The 18,266-nt window shown below is 68.6% G+C and carries 19 protein-coding genes; 10 read left to right on the top strand and 9 right to left on the bottom strand.

The window, feature by feature from the left end; genetic code table 11:
* Nucleotides 1-3: 3 nt before the first annotated feature.
* Both AMK34_RS39915 and AMK34_RS39910 read right to left on the bottom strand, forming a co-directional pair.
* A complete protein-coding gene (locus tag AMK34_RS39915) occupies nt 4-813 on the bottom strand; it encodes a DUF3626 domain-containing protein (RefSeq protein WP_198941851.1) in 810 nt (269 codons plus the stop codon).
* Between the two features lie 10 nt (nt 814-823).
* The gene (locus tag AMK34_RS39910; RefSeq protein WP_073849018.1) at nt 824-1,387 is read right to left on the bottom strand and encodes a helix-turn-helix domain-containing protein; all 564 of its coding nucleotides are present in this window, start codon (nt 1,385-1,387) and stop codon (nt 824-826) included.
* A gap of 31 nt (nt 1,388-1,418) precedes the next feature.
* Between AMK34_RS39910 and AMK34_RS39905 the strand changes: the two genes are divergently transcribed.
* On the top strand, nt 1,419-1,949 hold the full coding sequence (locus AMK34_RS39905; RefSeq protein ID WP_073849017.1) for a GNAT family N-acetyltransferase: 531 nt from the start codon (nt 1,419-1,421) through the stop codon (nt 1,947-1,949).
* On the opposite strand, the gene AMK34_RS39900 is transcribed toward AMK34_RS39905, so the two are convergent.
* From AMK34_RS39900 to AMK34_RS39880, 5 genes are all read right to left on the bottom strand, one after another.
* Entirely contained in the window at nt 1,946-2,590 is a 645-nt protein-coding gene (locus tag AMK34_RS39900; RefSeq protein ID WP_037342386.1) for a response regulator transcription factor, read from the bottom strand. The genes AMK34_RS39905 and AMK34_RS39900 overlap by 4 nt on opposite strands.
* An 8-nt stretch (nt 2,591-2,598) precedes the next feature.
* Nucleotides 2,599-3,861, bottom strand: coding sequence for a sensor histidine kinase (locus tag AMK34_RS39895; protein ID WP_073849016.1), 1,263 nt, complete (start codon nt 3,859-3,861; stop codon nt 2,599-2,601).
* A 628-nt stretch (nt 3,862-4,489) separates the two neighbouring features.
* Complete coding sequence (locus AMK34_RS39890; protein WP_038510010.1) at nt 4,490-4,693, bottom strand: hypothetical protein; 204 nt, start codon at nt 4,691-4,693, stop codon at nt 4,490-4,492.
* 10 nt (nt 4,694-4,703) lie between these two features.
* On the bottom strand, nt 4,704-5,819 hold the full coding sequence (locus tag AMK34_RS39885; protein ID WP_038510013.1) for a fatty acid desaturase family protein: 1,116 nt from the start codon (nt 5,817-5,819) through the stop codon (nt 4,704-4,706).
* Between the two features lie 13 nt (nt 5,820-5,832).
* Complete coding sequence (locus AMK34_RS39880; protein ID WP_073849015.1) at nt 5,833-6,924, bottom strand: ferredoxin reductase; 1,092 nt, start codon at nt 6,922-6,924, stop codon at nt 5,833-5,835.
* Between the two features lie 89 nt (nt 6,925-7,013).
* On the opposite strand from AMK34_RS39880, the gene AMK34_RS39875 reads away from it, so the two are divergent.
* From AMK34_RS39875 to AMK34_RS39855, 5 genes are all read left to right on the top strand, one after another.
* Nucleotides 7,014-7,670 (top strand): TetR family transcriptional regulator, encoded by a 657-nt coding sequence (locus AMK34_RS39875; protein WP_016336136.1) that lies wholly within the window; start codon nt 7,014-7,016, stop codon nt 7,668-7,670.
* Nucleotides 7,671-7,850: 180 nt separating this feature from the next.
* Complete coding sequence (locus AMK34_RS39870) at nt 7,851-8,957, top strand: Re/Si-specific NAD(P)(+) transhydrogenase subunit alpha (RefSeq protein WP_073849014.1); 1,107 nt, start codon at nt 7,851-7,853, stop codon at nt 8,955-8,957.
* Nucleotides 8,957-9,256: an NAD(P) transhydrogenase subunit alpha gene (locus tag AMK34_RS39865; protein ID WP_016336134.1), complete on the top strand. Its 300-nt coding sequence runs from the start codon at nt 8,957-8,959 to the stop codon at nt 9,254-9,256. Before AMK34_RS39870 ends, AMK34_RS39865 begins: the two co-directional genes overlap by 1 nt.
* A complete protein-coding gene (locus tag AMK34_RS39860; RefSeq protein WP_073849013.1) occupies nt 9,253-10,638 on the top strand; it encodes an NAD(P)(+) transhydrogenase (Re/Si-specific) subunit beta in 1,386 nt (461 codons plus the stop codon). The genes AMK34_RS39865 and AMK34_RS39860 overlap by 4 nt, the downstream gene beginning before the upstream one ends.
* Entirely contained in the window at nt 10,635-11,363 is a 729-nt protein-coding gene (locus tag AMK34_RS39855) for a lipoate--protein ligase family protein (RefSeq protein ID WP_038510023.1), read from the top strand. The genes AMK34_RS39860 and AMK34_RS39855 overlap by 4 nt, the downstream gene beginning before the upstream one ends.
* 55 nt (nt 11,364-11,418) lie before the next feature.
* Here the strand turns inward: AMK34_RS39855 and AMK34_RS39850 are convergent, their stop codons facing one another.
* On the bottom strand, nt 11,419-12,123 hold the full coding sequence (locus AMK34_RS39850; RefSeq protein ID WP_073849012.1) for an Lsr2 dimerization domain-containing protein: 705 nt from the start codon (nt 12,121-12,123) through the stop codon (nt 11,419-11,421).
* Nucleotides 12,124-12,279: 156 nt separating this feature from the next.
* Here AMK34_RS39850 and AMK34_RS39845 point away from each other — a divergent pair, with 156 nt between their 5' ends.
* Nucleotides 12,280-13,653, top strand: coding sequence for a dihydrolipoyl dehydrogenase family protein (locus AMK34_RS39845; RefSeq protein ID WP_073849011.1), 1,374 nt, complete (start codon nt 12,280-12,282; stop codon nt 13,651-13,653).
* On the opposite strand, the gene AMK34_RS39840 is transcribed toward AMK34_RS39845, so the two are convergent.
* Entirely contained in the window at nt 13,650-15,101 is a 1,452-nt protein-coding gene (locus tag AMK34_RS39840; RefSeq protein ID WP_073849175.1) for a hypothetical protein, read from the bottom strand. The two genes, AMK34_RS39845 and AMK34_RS39840, sit on opposite strands and share 4 nt — an antisense overlap.
* Before the next feature lie 193 nt (nt 15,102-15,294).
* Between AMK34_RS39840 and AMK34_RS39835 the strand changes: the two genes are divergently transcribed.
* The 3 genes from AMK34_RS39835 (at nt 15,295) to AMK34_RS39825 (ending at nt 18,219) form a co-directional block, all read left to right on the top strand.
* On the top strand, nt 15,295-16,767 hold the full coding sequence (locus AMK34_RS39835) for a S8 family peptidase (RefSeq protein WP_073849010.1): 1,473 nt from the start codon (nt 15,295-15,297) through the stop codon (nt 16,765-16,767).
* A 312-nt stretch (nt 16,768-17,079) separates the two neighbouring features.
* The gene (locus AMK34_RS39830) at nt 17,080-17,583 is read left to right on the top strand and encodes a DUF3145 domain-containing protein (RefSeq protein WP_143202765.1); all 504 of its coding nucleotides are present in this window, start codon (nt 17,080-17,082) and stop codon (nt 17,581-17,583) included.
* Between the two features lie 42 nt (nt 17,584-17,625).
* Nucleotides 17,626-18,219 carry a hypothetical protein gene (locus AMK34_RS39825; protein WP_038510033.1) on the top strand — a complete coding sequence of 198 codons (594 nt, stop codon included), beginning with the start codon at nt 17,626-17,628 and terminating at the stop codon, nt 18,217-18,219.
* The last annotated feature ends 47 nt before the right edge of the window (nt 18,220-18,266 follow it).

Below are 18,266 nucleotides of genomic sequence, written 5' to 3'. Positions count from 1 at the left end.
TCTTCACGGTAGTGCCCCGAAGCGCGCGACGTAGTGCCAGACGCGTTTGAGGGCTTGCGGGTCGAGGTGCCGGGCTTCGCCGAGGACGCGCGGATCGAGGTGGCCGTCTTCGGCCAGTGCCAGGCCGAGTTCGACGAATTCGGCGCCGCGGTACGCCGGATGCCGTTGGAGTTCTTCGGTGGACAGGCGGAAACCCGGATGCCATTCGACCGGGCAGCCGAGCCGTGAAGCGGCCTTTTCGACGTCGGTGCCGCGGTGGCTCGGGTCGAGAACCAGGGCCTCGACGTCCTTCGCGAGGTCGACGGGACCGTGGACGTGCGCCTCGATGTAGTCGTCGAGAAGGTCGGCGTCGTCACGGGCCGCCAGCTCGATCAGTGCGGAAACCCTGGTGCCGCAGCCGAAATCCGCCGGATTCAGCACGCTGTCCGGATAGCAGAACGTCGTCCTGCCGAGGGTGTGCGCGGCCATGCGGAAGTGGGCGGAGCCGAATCTCGGTGCGCCGCCGGCCGGGCGCCGACGGAAGTTCAATGCGCCGTACTTCGGGCGTTCGGCCGCGGGCGCGTCGTCGTAGGCGCCGCCGAACATCCGGCTTTCCCAGCGCCAGCGGTCTCCGCCGGGCCGCGCGGTCAGCCCTCCGTTGCTCGTCCCCGTTTCGAACTGGTTGCGGTAGAACCCGTCTTCGGCCATCGCTTCGAGCAGCGGGCGTCCGTCCACTGTGGATCTATCGGGGTGGAAGTGCAGTGTCACCGGCAAACCGGCCTCGTGCCCGCCGCATGCTTTCGCCGCGACGTAGGCGAGGGCCCGGGACTGCATCGTCCGAGTATCAGGCGTGCCGCCGGGCGAGCGCGACCAGATATCGGACCGGTTCCCCGGTCGGATTGACATAGGCGCAGGGCTGCGGAGTGCCGAGCTGCAGGCAATCGCCCGCGTCGAGTTCGTGCTCGACGTCGCCCTCGCGGAACCGCAGATGCCCGTCGAGCACCCAGATCTGGTGATGGGTCAGCATGTAGGTGTGGGCGGGGAAGGCGACTTCGGCGCCCGCGGGCAGCACGACCTCGACCAGCTCCAGCGGCCCGCCGAGTGAAGGCGAGACCGCCCGGCGCACGTACCCGGTGTCGGGGTCGGTCCAGGTCGGCTGGTCGGCGGCGCGCACGAGCCGCCGGTCACCGTGCTCGGCGCGCGCGATCAGCTCGGACAACGTCATGCCGAGCGCGGCGGAAAGCCTGCCGAGCAGGACCGCCGTCGGCTGCGCCTCGCCCCGTTCGATCTTGCCGATCATCGCCCTGGACACGCCCGACGACTCGGCGAGGGCGTTGGCCGAAAGGTTCTGATCGAGCCTCGCGGCCTGGAGCGTCGCGGCGAGCGACGCGGACAAGGGATCCGACATGCTGCTCACTATAGTGGCAGCCTCGGTTACTATGGTCACCATGGTGATCAGGGAAGCGACGGAAGCCGACGCGACGGCGTGCGCGGAGATCTACGCGCCGTATGTCACCGACACGGTGATCTCGTTCGAAACCGAGCCGCCCAAACCGGACGAGATGGCCGAACGTATCGCCAAGGCGCAGCGAGCACACGCCTGGCTCGTGCTCGAAGACGATGAAGGTCGCGTCGTCGGCTACGCCTACGGAGGCGCCTTCAGCGGCCGGCCGTCGTATCGCTGGTCTTGCGAGGTCAGTATCTATCTGGAGCTGGGCCGCCGGAGGACCGGCGGCGGGCGCGCGCTCTATCAGGCGCTGCTGGACGAGCTGGCGTCGCGCGGTTTCCGGAACTTCTGCGCGGGAATGGTGCTGCCGAACGACGCGAGCGCCGGGCTGCACCGCGCGCTGGGCTTCGAGCCGGTGGGGACGTACCGGCGGATCGGGTACAAACACGGGGCTTGGCGGGATGTCGCCTGGGTGCAGCTGTGCCTGCCTGAGCTGGACGGGGTTCCGGCGGAGCCGTCCTAGGACTCCAGGTACCGCAGCACGGCGAGGACCCGCCGGTTGTCCCCTTCGGACTGGGGCAGCGCCAGCTTCCCGAAGATGCTCGACACGTACTTCTCCACCGAGCCCGCCGAGAGGAACAACGCCGCCGCGATGGCCGAGTTCGACCGGCCCTCGGCCATCAGGCCCAGCACCTCACGCTCCCGCGGCGTCAGTCCCGCGAGCGCGTCCGTCTTCCGGGTGGCAGTGAACAGCTGGCTGACCACTTCCGGGTCGAGCACCGTCTCGCCCTCGGCCACCCGGCGAAGCGCGTCCAGGAAGTCCGACACCTCCGCGACGCGGTCCTTCAGCAGATAGCCGACGCCGCCCGCGCGGTCGGCGAGGAGCTCCGTCGCGTACTGCGTCTCGACGTACTGCGAGAACAGCAGGATCGCGCACCCCGGCAGTTCCGCGCGCAACGCGATGGACGCGCGCAGTCCCTCGTCCGTGTGCGTCGGCGGCATCCGGATATCCACAATGGACACGTCCGGCCGATGTTCGCGTACCGCCGCGCACAGGCTGTCGCCGTCGGCGACGGCCGCGACGACCTCGTGCCCCCGAAGGTTCAGCAGTTCGACGAGCCCCGCCCGGAGGATGGCCGAATCCTCCGCGATCACGACGCGCACGCCGCCCCCTATTTCCGTAATGGTATTTCCGCGCTGATCACCGTAGGCCCTCCAGGAGGGCTGTCGATGTCGAGCCCGCCGTCCACCGTCGCGAGCCGCTCGGCGATCCCGGCGAGCCCTCCGCCGCGTACCGGCCGGGCCCCGCCTGCACCGCCGTCGCGCACCACGAGCCGCAGGTCGTCGCCGACGATACCCACGTCGACCTCGATCGCGGAGGAAGTGTGTTTGGCGGCATTCGTCAGCAGTTCCGCGACGGTGAAGTAGGCGATGGTCTCGATCGACGGGGACGGCCTGCTCGGCAGGTCCACGGTGATCCGCGCGTCGATGCCCGAGCCCGCGGCCAAAGTGGACAGCGCGACGTCGAGTCCGGCGTCGAGCGCGGCGGGATGGATGCCGCGGGCGAGGTCGCGAAGTTCGACGAGCGCCTGTTTCGCGTTGGCGTGCGCGGCGGTGACCAGGGCGGTGACCTGCTCGATGTCGCCGTCGCCCGCCAGTTCGTCCTTCGCGATGCCGAGCTTCATCGCCAGCGCGACCAGCTGTGCTTGCGCGCCGTCGTGCAGGTCCCGTTCGATCCGGCGCAGCCGCCGGGTCGCGTCGTCGACCGCGGTCGCGCGGCTGCGTTCGAGGTCGCGCACCCGCTTCGACAGGTCCTCGGCGCCGAGGACGCCGCGCACCAGCAGCCGGTCGAATTCGGTGAGACCGCGGACCACCCACGGCATCGCCAGCAGGACGGCCAGTCCGGTGGCGGCGAGCGGCAGCGTGAGGGGCCACGTGTCGACGCGCAGGTCGAACGTCGGCATCGCCTCGCCGTGCAGGGTGAACCAGAAGAGCGGATAGCTCAGCGTGCTCACCGCGTACACGAACAGGGTCGCGACCAGGAAGAACTCGATCAACGACAACGGCAGCCGGATCACCAGATAGGCGATCGACCGCCAGCCGAGCGGATCCCCGAGCCTGCCTTTGACGGCGTTCCAGAGGCCTGGCCGCAGCTCGGGCCGGGCGGGCGGGGTGACCGTCGTCCCGAGCAGGGCACGTGCCAGGCCGATGTGGGCGATCCCGATCAGTCTCGCGCCCGCCAGGACGCCGATGAGCACCGGGACCCCGATGGTCAGCAGGCTCAGGCCCGCCCCGAGGATCAGCCCGAGAACCACGAGCACCGCGAACGCCAGCGTCAGCGGCGCGCCGATGATCACCCAGGCCAGCTCGCCCCAGTACGCGCGGCTCAGCTGTGCGCCGAGGACGCGTCCAGGCAGGGCGAGGCGGGTGATCACGGCTTCAGCTTGCCGTGGCCATCCGCCACGTGGCCATCCAGGTTTCCCTAGTCTTCGGGGCTCGATACCGGAGCCCCTTGCCACCCGAGTACATGAAGGCCCCCTTCCTTGCGCCAGGCGCAAGGAAGGGGGCCTTCATGTACTCGGGAAGTCGTGGCTGGTTGGGGCTTTCGGAGCAGCCGTGAAGGACTCCTTGAGGGACCCAGAGTCCCTCAAGGAGGCCTTCATTTGTGTACTTACGTCCGATCTGCGTGGGAGCGAGAGTCCGGTTGTCGTCGAGGGATGACGATGAAGGAATTGGGACGTTGAGTGTCCCGATTCCTTCATCGTCGCGGTGGCCGTCCTGGTCGTGAACCTTGATCGTGCCGGTCACGCCCCGGGGCGGACGATCGAGTGGGGAAGATCCTGGACGTTGGACGGCCGGAATCTTCCCCGCTCGGCCAAGACGACAGCCGGCATCAGCTTCACTGCCCCGCCTCCCTCACCGACGGGGTCGACCGTGGAGGATTCAGGACGCACAACGTCCCGAATCCTCCACACTCGGCTCCGGCCACGCCAGCGGGTCAGCGAATACGGGTTCACCAAGGGGTCCTTCACGGACCGCGCGGTACTGAAGACGCCCTTGGGGCTAGTCCGAATCGCGGCTCTCGTCCGCCTGCGCCCGCTGGGACGCCTCGCGCATCTCGATGACGTCCGTCAGCCAGTCGCCGGTCTCGCGGGCGATGTCCCGGATCGCGCCGGTGATGATCGTCGCGATGTTGCCGATGTGGGTGGCCGCGGACTCGGTGACCTCTTGGACCACGTCCTTGGTGCTTTCGAACTGACCGACCATGTCAGACACCTTAAGCCGCTCGGAGGGTCTTGTCGCTCTCCACGGTAGCCGGGGTGCGGGGCTCACCGTTCCACGGAAGGGCCAATTTCACGATCTTCTTGGCCACCGAGAACAGCTGCTTGTGCAGGGGACCGGTGTTGTACGGCAGGCCGTACTTCTCGCAGATCGCCCGCACTTCGCCCGCGATCTCGGGGTAGCGGCGCGCCGGGATGTCCGGGAACAGGTGGTGCTCGATCTGGTGCGAGAGGTTCCCGGTCATGACGTGGAACAGCTTGCCGCCGGTGATGTTCGCCGAGCCGAGGATCTGCCGCAGGTACCACTGGCCACGCGACTCGTTCTCGGTCTCCTCCTCGGTGAAGCTCTCGACGTCGGCGGGGAAGTGCCCGCAGAAGATGATCGAGAACGCCCACAGGTTGCGCGTCAGGTTCGCGGTGGCGTTGCCGAGGAAGGTCAGCGGCGCGAGCGGACCGGTCAGCAGCGGGAAGAGCACGTAGTCCTTGCCGACCTGACGCCCGGCCTTGCGCACGATCTTCCGCAGCACCGGCTTGTTCTCGGCCCAGGTGCGTTCACCCTTGGCGACCCGGTCGACCTCGAGGTCGTGCAGCATGACACCCCACTGGAAGAACAGCGCGAGCAGCGTCGCGTACACCGGGTTGCCCAGGTAGTACGGGTTCCACTTCTGCGCCGGGTCCATCCGCAGGATGCCGTAACCGATGTCGCGGTCCTTGTCGAGGATGTTGGTGTAGGTGTGGTGGATGTAGTTGTGGGAATGGCGCCAGTTCTCCGAAGGCGCGACGGTGTCCCACTCGAACTGCTGGGAGCTCAGCGCCGGGTCGCGCGTCCAGTCGTACTGGCCGTGCATGACGTTGTGGCCGATCTCCATGTTGTCGAGGATCTTCGCCACCGAAAGCGCGGCGACGCCGGCGACCCAGGCGGGCGGGAAGAAGCCGGCGAACAGCAGCCCGCGGCCGGCGACCTCGAGGGCGCGCTGGGTCTTGATGACGTTGTGGATGTAGTCGACGTCCACCTGGCCGAGGTCGGCGACGATCCGCTGCCGGATCTCGTCCAGTTCGCGGCCGAAGTCCTCGACCTGCTGAGGGGTCAGCTTGTCCTGCAAGCCGGTCATGGCCTGCTCCTTTCTAAGCGTTGATCTCGACGTCCCCGACCGGGACGGAGATGCAGAGCTGGATCTCTTCGTTCTCTTCGCTGGAGGTCTCGCCGGTCTTGGCGTTGCGCACGCAACCGGAGGTCTTGATCTGCGTGCACGAGAAGCAGATGCCCATGCGGCAGCCGTGTTCCGGGCTCAGTCCCGCTTCTTCGGCCTGCTCCAGCAACGGTTTCCCGGAGTTGGCGACCTCGCGGCCGCTGCGCGCGAAGCGCACCTGTCCTTCGGCGTTCTCGGTGTCGAAGGTGAGCGCGGGCGGGGTGAACTCTTCGGTGTGCAGATGTGCACCGATGCCGTCGGCCTCGAAGACCTCGCGGACCGAGTCCATCAACGGCTTCGGACCGCACAGGAAGGTTTCGGCGTCGGGGTACCACGGAGCGGCCTCCGCGAGGTGCTCCTTCGAGAAGAAGCCGTGCAGGTCGCCGCCGTTCTTCGCATGAGTGAACGCGTGTACCACCCGCAGGCCGGGCAGGCGGCGGGCGAGGTCGGCGAGTTCGGTGCGGTAGAGGGCGTCTTCGGCGCCGTTGGAGTAGTGCAGGAAGACGAGATCGCCCTCGTACTTCTCGTCCGCCAGCGTGCGCAGCATCGACAGGACGGGCGTGATCCCGCTTCCGCCGCTCAGCAGCAGGATCCGCCGCGGCCTCGGCGAAGGAAGGGTGAACTCACCGTCCGCAGTGGACAGTCCGAGCACCGAACCGAGGGTGACCGTGCGGTTCAGGTGTCGCGAGACCAGGCCCTGTGGGTCGGCCTTGATGGTCAGTTCCAGTGTCCCGTCGTGCTCCGAACCGGCGGGTGAGTAGCAGCGGGTGCGGCGGACGCCGTCGATCTCGACGGTCACCCGCACGTACTGGCCGGCGAGGTGACCGCGCCAGGCCCGGCTCGGCCGGATGGTCAGCGTGACCGTGTCGGGTGTCTGCCGCCGGACGCCGGTGACCAGGCCGCGGATCTCGCGGCGGACCAGCATCGGGTCGACGAGTTCGAGGTAGCGGTCCATGCCGTGGGGCGTGAGCAGGGCCTCGGCCAGCGAGGCCAGCCGCCTGGCCCTGCGCGGTACCAGTGCCGTCATCACTTCTCCCAAATTCAGTGAACGCTTGTACACTGAATAGTGAAGTGGTGAAGATCCCGCTTGTCAACGCGAGAGGAGGGCGATGTGACGTGGGTGATAGCGCGGAGGCGATTACGCTGTCCGTCGTGACAACCGAGCCCGTTTCCCGGCAGGAACGCAAGCAGCGCACCCGGCAGGCACTGCTGGACGCGGCGCTCGACCTGGTCGCGGAACGCGGGTTCTCCGGGCTCAGCCTGCGGGAGGTCGCGAAACAGGCCGGGATCGTGCCGACGGCGTTCTACCGCCATTTCGCGTCGATGGACGAACTCGGCGTGGCGCTGGTCGAGGAGTCGATGCGCACCTTGCGCACGATGATCCGCTCCGCGCGCACGAGGCCGTCGGCGTACAACGACATGATCCGCTCGTCGGTGCGCATCCTGCGTGAGCACGTACGGGCGCACGAGGACCATTTCCACTTCCTGACCAGGGAGCGCTACGGCGGCACCGGCCCGGTCCGGCAGGCGATCGGCTTCGAACTCAAGCTCTTCGTCAGCGAACTCGCCGTCGACCTCGCGCGTTTCGACTTCCTCCGCGACTGGAGCACCGAAGATCTGCACCTCCTCGCCGACCTGATCGTGACGACCATGCTCACGACGGTGCTGGAGCTGCTCGAAACACCTTCGCGTGACGACGAGATCGTGCGCACGGCCGAACGGCGGCTGCGGCTGATCTTCCTGGGCGTACCGAACTGGCGCAGCGTTCCGTGATGCGGAAACCGTTGCCATAGCGCGCATATGACGTCGCGCACCTGGATCGATGGCTGGATCGATCGTGATGAGTGATGTCACGGAAAGATGCCGTCCGGATACGTTCAGCCAGGAAAGTTGTCGGCCGGACGTGGTAAACAGTGCGGGTTCGTGTGGTCCTCTCCAGCGAGGAGGTCGCCTGTGGCGGCAGAGAACGAGCAGCTCACGGTCGGCGTGGTCCGGGAAACCGGACAAGGTGAACGCCGCATCGCGCTGGTACCGAAACTCATCGAGCGCGTCTCAGGACGCGGACTGCGGGTGGTGGTCGAGCCCGGCGCGGGCGCCGGCGCGCTGCTCGCCGACGAGACCTTCGAGCAGGCGGGCGCGGTGATCGGCGATCCGTGGGATGCCGACATCGTGGTGAAGGTGGCGCCTCCGAGCGCGGCCGAAGTCGCGAAGCTCAAACAGGGCACCATCCTCATCGGCTTCCTGAATCCGAGGGGTGATCCCGAGGGGATCGCCGCGCTCGAAGCGGCGGGCGTCCGCGCCTTCGCCGTCGAGGCGATCCCGCGGATCTCCCGCGCACAGGCGATGGACGCGTTGTCGTCGCAGAGCAGCGTCGCGGGCTATCGCGCCGTCCTCCTCGCCGCGGAGAAGCTCACCCGCTTCTTCCCGATGCTCACCACCGCCGCCGGAACGGTGCCCCCGGCCAAGGTGCTCGTGCTCGGCGCCGGTGTCGCGGGGCTGCAGGCCTTGGCGACGGCGAAACGGCTCGGCGCGCAGACCACCGGGTACGACGTCCGGCCCGAGGTCGGCGAGCAGGTGAAGTCGCTCGGCGCGAAATTCCTCGACCTCGGCATCGAGGCGGTCGGCGAAGGCGGGTACGCCCGCGAGCTGACCGACGAGGAAAAAGCCGAGCAGCAACGCAGGCTCACCGAGGCGATCACGAAGTTCGACGCCGTGATCACCACCGCGCTCGTCCCCGGCCGCAAGGCGCCGATCCTCGTCACCGCCGACGCGGTGAAGGGGATGCCCGCCGGTGGGGTCGTGGTCGACCTCGCGGGCGAGTCCGGCGGTAACTGCGAGCTGACGAAACCGGGTGAGGAGGTCGTCGAGCACGACGTCACCATCTGCTCGCCGCTCAACCTCGCCGCGGAGATGCCCGCGCATTCCAGCGAGCTCTACGCGCGCAACGTCACCGAGTTGCTGGAACTGCTCGTCGACAAAGAAGGCAAGCTCGCGCTCGACTTCTCCGACGAGATCGTCGCCGGGGCCTGTGTCGCCGGAAAAGAAGAAGGAGGCGAGTGATGCTCGTCGGCAGTTTGGCGATCCTCGTACTCGCCGGATTCGTGGGCTTCACGGTCATTTCCAAGGTGCCCAACACGCTGCACACCCCGCTCATGTCGGGGACCAATGCCATCCACGGCATCGTCCTGCTCGGCGGGCTGATCGTGCTCGGCCTCGGGGTGGACGGCGTGCTGAACAAGGTCCTGCTGGTGATCGCGATCGCCTTCGGCACGATCAACGTGGTCGGCGGCTTCCTCGTCACCGACCGGATGCTTTCGATGTTCAAGGCGAAGAAGCCGGAAGACGGTGGTGACAAGTGACGACCTTCATCGCCGTCCTCTACATCATTTCCTTCGCACTGTTCATCTACGGCCTCATGGGGCTGACCGGTCCGCGCACCGCGGTGCGCGGCAACTGGATCGCCGCCGTCGGCATGGGCATCGCGGTGATCGCGACGCTGCTGACGCCGGGCATGAGCAACTGGCTGCTCATCGCGCTCGGCGTGGCGATCGGTGTCGTCGTCGGCGTGCCGTCCGCGCGCAAGGTGAAGATGACCGCGATGCCGCAGATGGTGGCGCTGTTCAACGGCGTCGGCGGCGGGGCGGTCGCGCTCATCGCGTGGGTCGAGTTCCGCACCACCGAGGGTTACGCGCACGAGCCGGCGTACGTCGCGATCGCGTCGTTGTTCGCCGCGATCGTCGGATCGGTGTCCTTCTGGGGCTCGAACATCGCGTTCGGGAAACTGCAGGAACTCATCTCCGGCCGGCCGATCACCCTGGGCAAACTGCAGCAGCCGGTGAACGCGCTGGTGCTGATCGCCGCGATCGTGCTCGCGGTCGTCATCGCGAGCGGCGGCGACGCCGAACTGCTGATGATCGGCCTGCTGGTCGCGGCGGGCGTCCTCGGTGTGGTGGTCGTGCTGCCGATCGGCGGCGCGGACATGCCGGTCGTCATCTCGTTGCTGAACGCGCTCACCGGTTTGTCGGCGGCGGCCATGGGGCTCGCGCTCGACAACACCGCGCTGATCGTGGCGGGCATGATCGTCGGCGCCTCGGGTTCCATCCTGACGAACCTGATGGCGAAGGCGATGAACCGGTCGATCCCGGCCATCGTCGCCGGCGGGTTCGGCGGCGGCACGGCGGTCGCGAGCGGCGGCTCCGGCGAGGTCCGGCCGGTCCGCAGCACGAGCGCGTCCGACACCGCGATCCAGATGGCGTACGCCAACAAGGTCGTGGTCGTGCCCGGGTACGGCATGGCCGTCGCGCAGGCGCAGCACGTCGTCCGCGAGATGGCGAAACTGCTGGAGGCCAAGGGGATCACGGTCGCGTACGCCATCCATCCGGTGGCGGGCCGGATGCCGGGGCACATGAACGTGCTCCTCGCCGAGGCCGACGTCCCGTACGAGCAGCTCAAGGAAATGGACGAGATCAACTCCGAGTTCGCCCAGACCGACGTCGCGCTGGTGATCGGCGCGAACGACGTCACGAACCCGGCCGCGGAGACCGATCCGGGCTCGCCCATCTACGGGATGCCGATCCTCAAGGTGAACCACAGCCGGTCGGTGATCGTGCTCAAACGCGGGATGAGCTCGGGCTTCGCCGGCATCGACAACGAGCTCTTCTACGATGCGAAGACAAGCATGCTCTTCGGCGACGCCAAATCGTCGGTGGGCGAGATCGTGGAGGAACTCAAAGCACTGTGATCGGTCCTTCGGAAGTCGTCGCCTCGTTCGACGACCCGGCCGACAACCTCGCGTTCGACGAAGCCCTCCTGCGTGCCGCACCGGAGGCGCCGGTCCTGTGGATCTGGCGCAACACCGACTGTGTGGTCGTGGGGCGGGGGCAGAAGATCGAACGCGAGGTCAAGGCCGATGTCTGCGCGAGCGACGGCGTCCCGGTGCTGCGCCGGGCCAGCGGTGGCGGCACCGTGTTCCACGATCCCGGCAATCTCAACATCACGTTGGTCCTGCCGGGACCGTCGCACAGACCGCTCGAAGCACTCGGGGAACTGATGACCGCGACGGTGGCCGAACTCGGGCTGCCGTCGCGGCTCGGTGATCGAGGTCTGTTCGTCGGTGACGCGAAGCTGTGCGGTTTCGCCGTCTTCCGGACGCGAACGGGCTTGCTCGCGCATTCCACCCTGCTCGTTTCGACCGCCGCCGAACGGGTCGGCCGGTACCTCACCTCGGCACCTGCGGATCCCCGTCCGCTCGACTCCCACCGGAGCCGCGTCGCGTCGCTCGCCGAGCACGGCCTGCGGAAAGGTGTTGCCGACGTCACGGCCGCCGTCCGCGTGGCGGCGGCCGCGCAACTGGGTGAACTCGCCACCCGGAAGCCCTCGGACGAGGAGCTGGAGTGGCACCGCTCGCTCCAGCACACGCGGTACCACTACCCGGAATGGCATGCCGAGGGCGCTCAGCGTAAATGAACTGAAACAAAAAAGGCCCTTTCGCGAATATCGCGAAAGGGTCTTTTTCGATGAATTACTTTTCGGTGGCCGAGAAAGTGACGGCGGGCACCTTGCGGGCGGCGCGCGTGGTCTTCTTCGGCTCGGCGGCCTTCTTCGCCGGAGCCTTGGCCGCGGCCTTAGGTGCCGCCTTGGCGGCGGTCGTCTTCGCTGCGGCGGCCTTCGGAGCGGCCTTCGTGGCCGTCGTCTTGGCGGTGGCCTTCGCCGCCGTCTTGGCCGGGGTCTTCGCCGCGGCCGCGGCCTTCGCGCGGCCGGCCGGAGCCTTGGCCGCCGTGGTCTTCGCCGCCGCGCCGCGAGTCGTCTTCGCCTTGGCCGCGGTGGCTTTCGCCGTGGTCTTGGCGGGAGCCTTCGTTTCCGCCTTGGGGGCGGCGGCCTTCTTGGCGGCGGCGGGCTTGCGGCCGGCGACACCCTTGGCGGCGGGCTTGCGGCCCGGCTTCGCGGCCGTCTTCGCCTCGGCCTTCGCCGCGGTGGCCGCGGTCTTCGGGGTCGACTTCGACACGCGCGCGCCCTTGGGGCGCTGCACGACCCGCGGCCGCAGTTTGCGTCCGCCGATCCGGCGGCCGTTCTCCACATAGGCACGCAGGATTTCCCGGAGTGCGGTGGCGTTGTCGGCCGAAAGGTCGATGTCGTAAGCGATTCCGTCCAAACCGAAAGCGACCGTTTCCTCGGCCGCCTCGCCGGTCAGATCATCCAGCAAATGCACAGCAGTGTTCCTGGCCATGAAAAACCTCCCGCGCTCGATCGTTCTACTGCGTAACCGGCACGGTGAAACCTGAACCCGCGGCTGATGACTCACGCAGCGACACGAGGATAGCGGCAGGTTGCGCGAAGCTGCGCGGTGGTGTGCGCTGAATGCATGTCAGCACAGACTTTTGACGTGATCGTGATCGGAGGCGGCCCGGTCGGCGAGGTCGCCGCCGAACGGGCGGCACGAGGCGGCCTTCAGGTCGCGCTCGTCGAACACGAACGCTTCGGCGGCGAATGTTCTTACTGGGCCTGCATTCCGAGCAAGGCGCTGCTGCGGCCGGGGAACCTCCTCGCCGCCGCCAAACGGGTCCCCGGTGTCCCGGTGGGCGACGCGGTCGACCCGGCCGCGGTGTTCGCGCGACGGGACTGGTTCACCGGCAAGGGAGACGACACCGGACAGGTCAAGTGGGCCGAAGGCGTCGGGATCGTCCCGATCCGCGGGCACGGCCGGATCACCGGTGAGCGGAAGGTCACGGTCGACGGAGGTGACGAGCTGACCGCGCGGCACGCCGTGATCGTCGCCACGGGCAGTGTCCCGCGGACACCGTCGATCCCCGGGCTGGACACGATTTCGCCGTGGGGTTCGCGTGAGGCGACCTCGGCCGAAGCGGTCCCGCGCCGCCTCGGCGTATTGGGCGGCGGTGTCGTCGGAGTCGAAATGGCGCAGGCCTTCGCCACGCTCGGCGCCGAAGTCCACTTGATCATCTCGGGGGCGCGTCCCTTGCCGCGGCTGCCGGAATTCGCGGGCGACGCCGTCATCGCGGGGCTCCGCGAAGCCGGCGTCACCGTGCACACCGGCTCCGGTCTCGACTCCGTGTCCGCTGTGGACGGTGGTAAGGAACTGGCGTTGAAGGGTGGCGACCGGTTGGTCGTCGACGAACTGCTCGTCGCCACCGGCCGCCGCCCGGCGACCGACGGGCTCGGCGTGGAGACGCTCGGGCTCGAAGCGGGCGCGCCGCTCACGACCGACGACAACGGCCGTGTGTCCGCTGTGGACGGTGACTGGCTGTTCGCCGTCGGGGACGTCACCGGCCGGGCGCCGCTGACCCATCAGGGCAAGTACGCGGCCAGGGCCGCGGGTGACTCGGTGGCCGCGCAGGCGGCGGGCAAGCCCGTCGATTCCGCCGCGTGGAGCGCGCACAGCGCCACGGCCGATCACCACGCCATCCCGCAGGTCGTCTTCACCGACCCGGAGGTCGCGTCGGTCGGGCTCGCCGGACCCGAGGAGGGCAAACCGCATCGCGTCGTCGACGTCGACATCGCGGTGGCGGGATCGTCACTGCACGCGGACCGTTACGCGGGCAAGGCGCGCCTCGTCGTCGACACCGAACGCGACGTCCTGGTCGGCGCGACCTTCGTCGGGCAGGACGTCGCCGAACTCCTGCATTCGGCGACGATCGCGATCGTCGGGGAGGTCCCGCTGCCGAGGCTGTGGCACGCGGTCCCGTCGTTCCCCACGATCAGTGAAGTGTGGTTGCGCCTGCTGGAGGCGTACGGCCTCTAACCGTTCACAGGCAGTTCGAGCGCGGCCTTCGCGCCGCGCACGAGGCCGGGATCGTCCGGAGTGGACGGTCCCGGCAGCCACACCACCTGGATCAACCGGACCGATTTCCCGTCCAGGCTGCTCTGGTAGGCGGCACCTTCGAACACCGGCACTTCGCCCTGCCATTGGTTGGTCTCGGTGGCGAGATCGAGGATGCCGCCGCCGCCCGGATTGTCGGCGATGGCCTTGAACGCGTTCGCCTGTTCCGTGTTCGGGAATTCCACGACGGCGATCGTCACCGCCGCGGCACGGCCGTCGATGGAACTGGCGAAGCTGGCCCTTCTCACCGTCGAGCAACTCGTCTGCTGAAGACTCGACTGGACGTCGCCGTACGCGTGGGACGCGCATTTCTGGTCCGCGGCCGACGCCCGCGAAGTGAACTGGATGTTCTCCACCGCGCTGCTGCTCGGCGGTGGGGGACTGGTCGCCGGGGTTGGCGGGGGAGTCTGGGTGGACGCGGTGTCGTCGCCGCCGGAAGCCACGCTGATGGCCGCGACCAGCAACACGATGAGCAGGCCGATCGCGGCGACCGGAAGCCATTTCACCGTCTTGGACTGCCGCGGCGACTTCGGGGCGGGCTCGGCAGGTGCGGGAGCAGCGGCCGCCGCCGGCGGCGGGGTCTGCCGGGCCGGGGGAACCGGCTTCTCGGGAGCGGCCTGCCGAACGGGCGGAGCGGGCTTGGCGGGAGGAACGGGCGGCGCGGCGGGTTTCGCCGGTCTCTTCCCCTTCCCCGGATGCTGGACCGGAACCGTCGGCGCGATCGCGACGAGCGGGTTCTCGCGGATCACCGTCGGCTCGTCGTCGGAGTAGGCGCTGAAACCCTCCTCGAGCAACATCTCCTCGGGCATCGGCGGCGCGTCCGGGGCGAGGGCGGCGATCAGTTCCCGCGCCTGCTGGACCGAGCGGGGCCGGGGTGCGGTGGCCAGGGACACCGTCGCGGCGAGCATCGTCGTCGCCGTCGGATAGAGGACGCGGACCGAACCGGCGAGATCCGCGGCCGGCTGGTCGACCGTCTCCACGTAGGGGCCGACGGCGATGATCGTGCCGATCGGCCCGGCGCCGGGGGCGACGTCCGCGATCTTGTGCGTGCACGCGGCGGACAGCGAGAGCGCGTCCGTGGCCGGGTTGATCGAGGTGTCGCCGTGGACCAGCGGCCAGCCGTCGGCCTTCCACGGTCCGCCGAGCGGGGCTTCGAGTTTCAGTGCCGGGTCCGGCAGGTCGACACCGATGACGATGAGGACGCCCTTCGGCATGACCACGACGGCCTCGACGGGCCGTCCCTCGACCGGGCTGGCGCCGATCAGGGCGACCCCGCCGACGACGTTGCTGCCCCGGCCGAGTGAAGCCAGCGCGGCGCGGACGTCCTCGGCCACCCGGGACGGCTGTTGAGCGAGGCGAACGAGTCGCACCGAACCCCTCCCCATCTCGTCGGTCTCGCTGCACAAACTAGCGCCTCCATCCGGACTAACGGCACGACACGTCCCAGGTAGGCGCCGTGACGTTGCTCCGAAAAGTTGTAATGCGCGTGAGCACCGTCACCCGTCCGGGTGGTACTCGTTGGTAGGTGACAGTTCCTTGCCCCCTGTCACCAGGAGAAACGCAATGGCCGTATCTCGACCCTGGCGTCGACGCGCCGCGCTCGTCGTCGCCCTGCTCGCCGTCCCGGCCGCGGGGATGGTCCCCGCGCAGGCCGCGGGACCGTCGGCACCCGTCGCCCCCGGACTCGCCCGCCTCCTTTCGGCCGTCACCGGCACCGCGGGGGTGACCGCGCTCGTGCACGCCGACGACGTCGCCACCGCCGAACGCGCCGCCCGCTCGGCCGGACTTACGAAGATCACCTCGTTTCCGAAGATCGGTGTTGTCGCCGTCCGGGGCACCGCCGACCAGGTGCGCGCGGTGCGCAAGGCCGCCGGGGTCACCTACGTCGAAGGCAACGAGAAACTCAAGGCGCACGGCAGCGCAGGCACCACGGCGACGCGGAGCCTGCAGACGCAGACTCAGCTCAAGGACGCCGGTGGCGCTCCCGTGGACGGCAAGGGCGTCTCCGTCGCGATCATCGACACCGGGGTCGACCCGACGCATCCGGCGTTCAAGGGTGCCGACGGCAAGACGCGGGTGGTGCGCAGCCTCAAGAGCCTCTGCCTCGACGGCACGGCGACGAACTGCATCGTCGACGTCCCGACCTCCGTCGACACCGACACCCTCTCCCTGGGCGGCCACGGCACGCACGTCACCGGCATCGCCGCCGGCAACCGGCTGACGCTGACCGACGGCACCAAGGTCGGCGGCTCGGCACCGGGCTCGAAGATCGTCTCGGTCTCGACCGGGGCCGCGCTGCTCGTCCTGGGCACGGACGCCGCGCTGAACTGGGTGCTGGAGAACCACAAGGCGCCGTGCGGTGCGGGCGTCGCGGCTTCGGTGTGCCCGCCGATCAAGGTGACCAACAACTCCTACGGTCCCAGCGGCGGTGGCGCCTTCGACCCGAACTCGGCGACGGTGAAGCTGCAGCGCGCGCTCGCCGCGGAAGGCGTCGTCACGGTGTGGGCGAACGGGAACGACGGCGGCGACGGTTCGGCGAACCTCTCCAACCCGCCGGGGCAGGACCAGACGCCGGGCGTGCTTTCGGTGGCGTCGTTCAACGATCAGGGGACCGAAACCCGTGACGGCACGGTCTCCGACTTCTCCTCGCGTGGTCTCAAGAGCAGCCAGGCGAGCTGGCCCGACGTTTCCGCGCCGGGGGAGAACATCCTCTCGTCGTGCCGGCCGACGCAGCCGATCTGCACGCAGGGCCTGCAGCCCAAGAACGGCCCGGGGCTCCTGGATCTCGCCACCTACAACGTGATCAGCGGGACCTCGATGGCGGCGCCGCAGATCACCGGGATCGTCGCGCAGCTGTTCCAGGTCGCGCCGAACGCGAGCCCCGCCGACATCGAGGCCGCGATCAAGGGCACCGCGTACAAGTTCGCCAACGGTTCGCCGTACGTCGCGGCCGGGCCGTACACGTCGAGCTTCGACAAGGGCACGGGTCTCGTCGACACCTTCGCCGCGGCGAAGTCCCTCGGCGCCCAAGGCTGAGCCAAGTCCGTGAAGGCCTCCTTCCCTACCCTCAAAGTAGGGAAGGAGGCCTTCACGGCATGGGGGCACAATTGCCGTCCCCGGGTTAACCCGCGTGAAGGGATCTTTTCCTCGGCTCAGCCGAAAGAAGGGGGCCTTCGCAGGAGTCTCGCGTCCCAATCAGGTGCGACTTGTGGTGTTCATGTGGCCAAACAGCACAGTTGGGGTGCACAATGTGCTCACGCGTACCGGGAGGCGGCACGAGCCACCTGACCAGCGCAGCTCGCGAGGTCGTAGGGGAAGACGCCCCTCGTCGAGTAGCGGAGGTCAGCAGTGAGCACCCGTGGCAACACCCGTGGCGTGGTGTACGTCCACTCGTCGCCGTCTGCGGTGTGTCCGCACGTCGAGTGGGCCATTTCGGGCACCCTGGGTGCCCGAGTCGAGTTGAAGTGGACGGCGCAGCCCGCCAGTCCAGGACAGCTCCGCGCCGAATGTGGTTGGCGTGCGCCTTCGGGCACCGGCGGAAAGCTGGCGTCCGCGCTCAAGGCGTGGCCGATGATCCGGTTCGAAGTCACCGAAGAGCCCAGTGCGGGGGTCGACGGGGAGAGGTTCTGTTTCGCTCCGGGCCTCGGCCTGTGGCACGGCAGGACCAGTGCCAACGGCGACATCGTCGTGGGCGAGGACCAGTTGCGCGCCTTGGTGAGCAAGGTCCGCTCCGGCGAATCGCTGGCGCACAGGCTCGACGAGCTCCTCGCCGCCAATTGGGACGAAGCGCTCGAACCGTACCGGCACGCCGGTGACGGTGCCCCGGTCACCTGGCTGCACCAAGTCGGGTAGACGCCGGTGAAGACGGAAGAGGCGGGCGGCTAACCTTTCAGGGTGACCGCCCAGCCTCGCCCCCTCTCTCGCCAGCGGTGGCTGATCCCCGTCCTCGTGGTCGTGATCTCCTTGACCGTCGGCGTCGGGTTGCTGGCACGCGATCTCTACACGCGCCCGGAGGCCGAGCCCACCCAGCCGGTCGTCAGCGAGTCGCCGACGTCGGTCGCCCCGGAGCAACAGCCCGGTTCCCCCGTCGTCGAAGTGACCCCCGACGTCTTCGCGCATCCGCAGTACCAGAGCGTCCGCCAGGTGCTGCAGGGGTATTTCGATTCCATCAACGAGCGTGACTATCCGAAGTGGACTTCGGTGGTCAGCCGTGACCGGGCCAAGAGCAAGACCTCGGCGGAGTGGAAGAAGGACTTCCAGTCCACTAAGGATGGCAGCATCCTCGTCTATCGCATCGAGCCGGGCGCGCCGAGCACGCTCCGGGTGCTCGTCGCGTTCACCAGCACGCAGGACGTCGAAGACGCGCCGGTGTACCTGCCCGAGGGATGCATCCGGTGGCGGCTGGTGCTGCCGCTGCGGCTGGAGAGCGGGTCGTGGCGCGTCGACACGACCGACGGCGGCACCAACCCCGAACACGAAAGATGCTGAAGTAAGGGGCGACATGGTCCCCGAGGCTGACGCGGGCGTGGGCCGGG

It is taken from the genome of Amycolatopsis sp. CB00013, assembly GCF_001905755.1.
In the GTDB taxonomy this organism is placed as follows: Bacteria; Actinomycetota; Actinomycetes; order Mycobacteriales; family Pseudonocardiaceae; genus Amycolatopsis; species Amycolatopsis japonica.
The sequence above is the reverse complement of the archived record's forward strand: the minus strand, read 5'-3'. Positions and strand labels throughout refer to the sequence as shown.

Excerpts from the sequence above, each read along its gene's own strand:
- AMK34_RS39915 (WP_198941851.1), bottom strand. The coding sequence starts at position 813 with ATGCAGTCCCGGGCCCTCGCCTACGTCGCGGCGAAAGCATGCGGCGGG.
- AMK34_RS39910 (WP_073849018.1), bottom strand. The coding sequence starts at position 1,387 with ATGTCGGATCCCTTGTCCGCGTCGCTCGCCGCGACGCTCCAGGCCGCG.
- AMK34_RS39905 (WP_073849017.1), top strand. The coding sequence starts at position 1,419 with ATGGTCACCATGGTGATCAGGGAAGCGACGGAAGCCGACGCGACGGCG.
- AMK34_RS39890 (WP_038510010.1), bottom strand. The coding sequence starts at position 4,693 with ATGGTCGGTCAGTTCGAAAGCACCAAGGACGTGGTCCAAGAGGTCACC.
- AMK34_RS39885 (WP_038510013.1), bottom strand. The coding sequence starts at position 5,819 with ATGACCGGCTTGCAGGACAAGCTGACCCCTCAGCAGGTCGAGGACTTC.
- AMK34_RS39880 (WP_073849015.1), bottom strand. The coding sequence starts at position 6,924 with ATGACGGCACTGGTACCGCGCAGGGCCAGGCGGCTGGCCTCGCTGGCC.
- AMK34_RS39865 (WP_016336134.1), top strand. The coding sequence starts at position 8,957 with ATGCTCGTCGGCAGTTTGGCGATCCTCGTACTCGCCGGATTCGTGGGC.
- AMK34_RS39850 (WP_073849012.1), bottom strand. The coding sequence starts at position 12,123 with ATGGCCAGGAACACTGCTGTGCATTTGCTGGATGATCTGACCGGCGAG.
- AMK34_RS39835 (WP_073849010.1), top strand. The coding sequence starts at position 15,295 with ATGGCCGTATCTCGACCCTGGCGTCGACGCGCCGCGCTCGTCGTCGCC.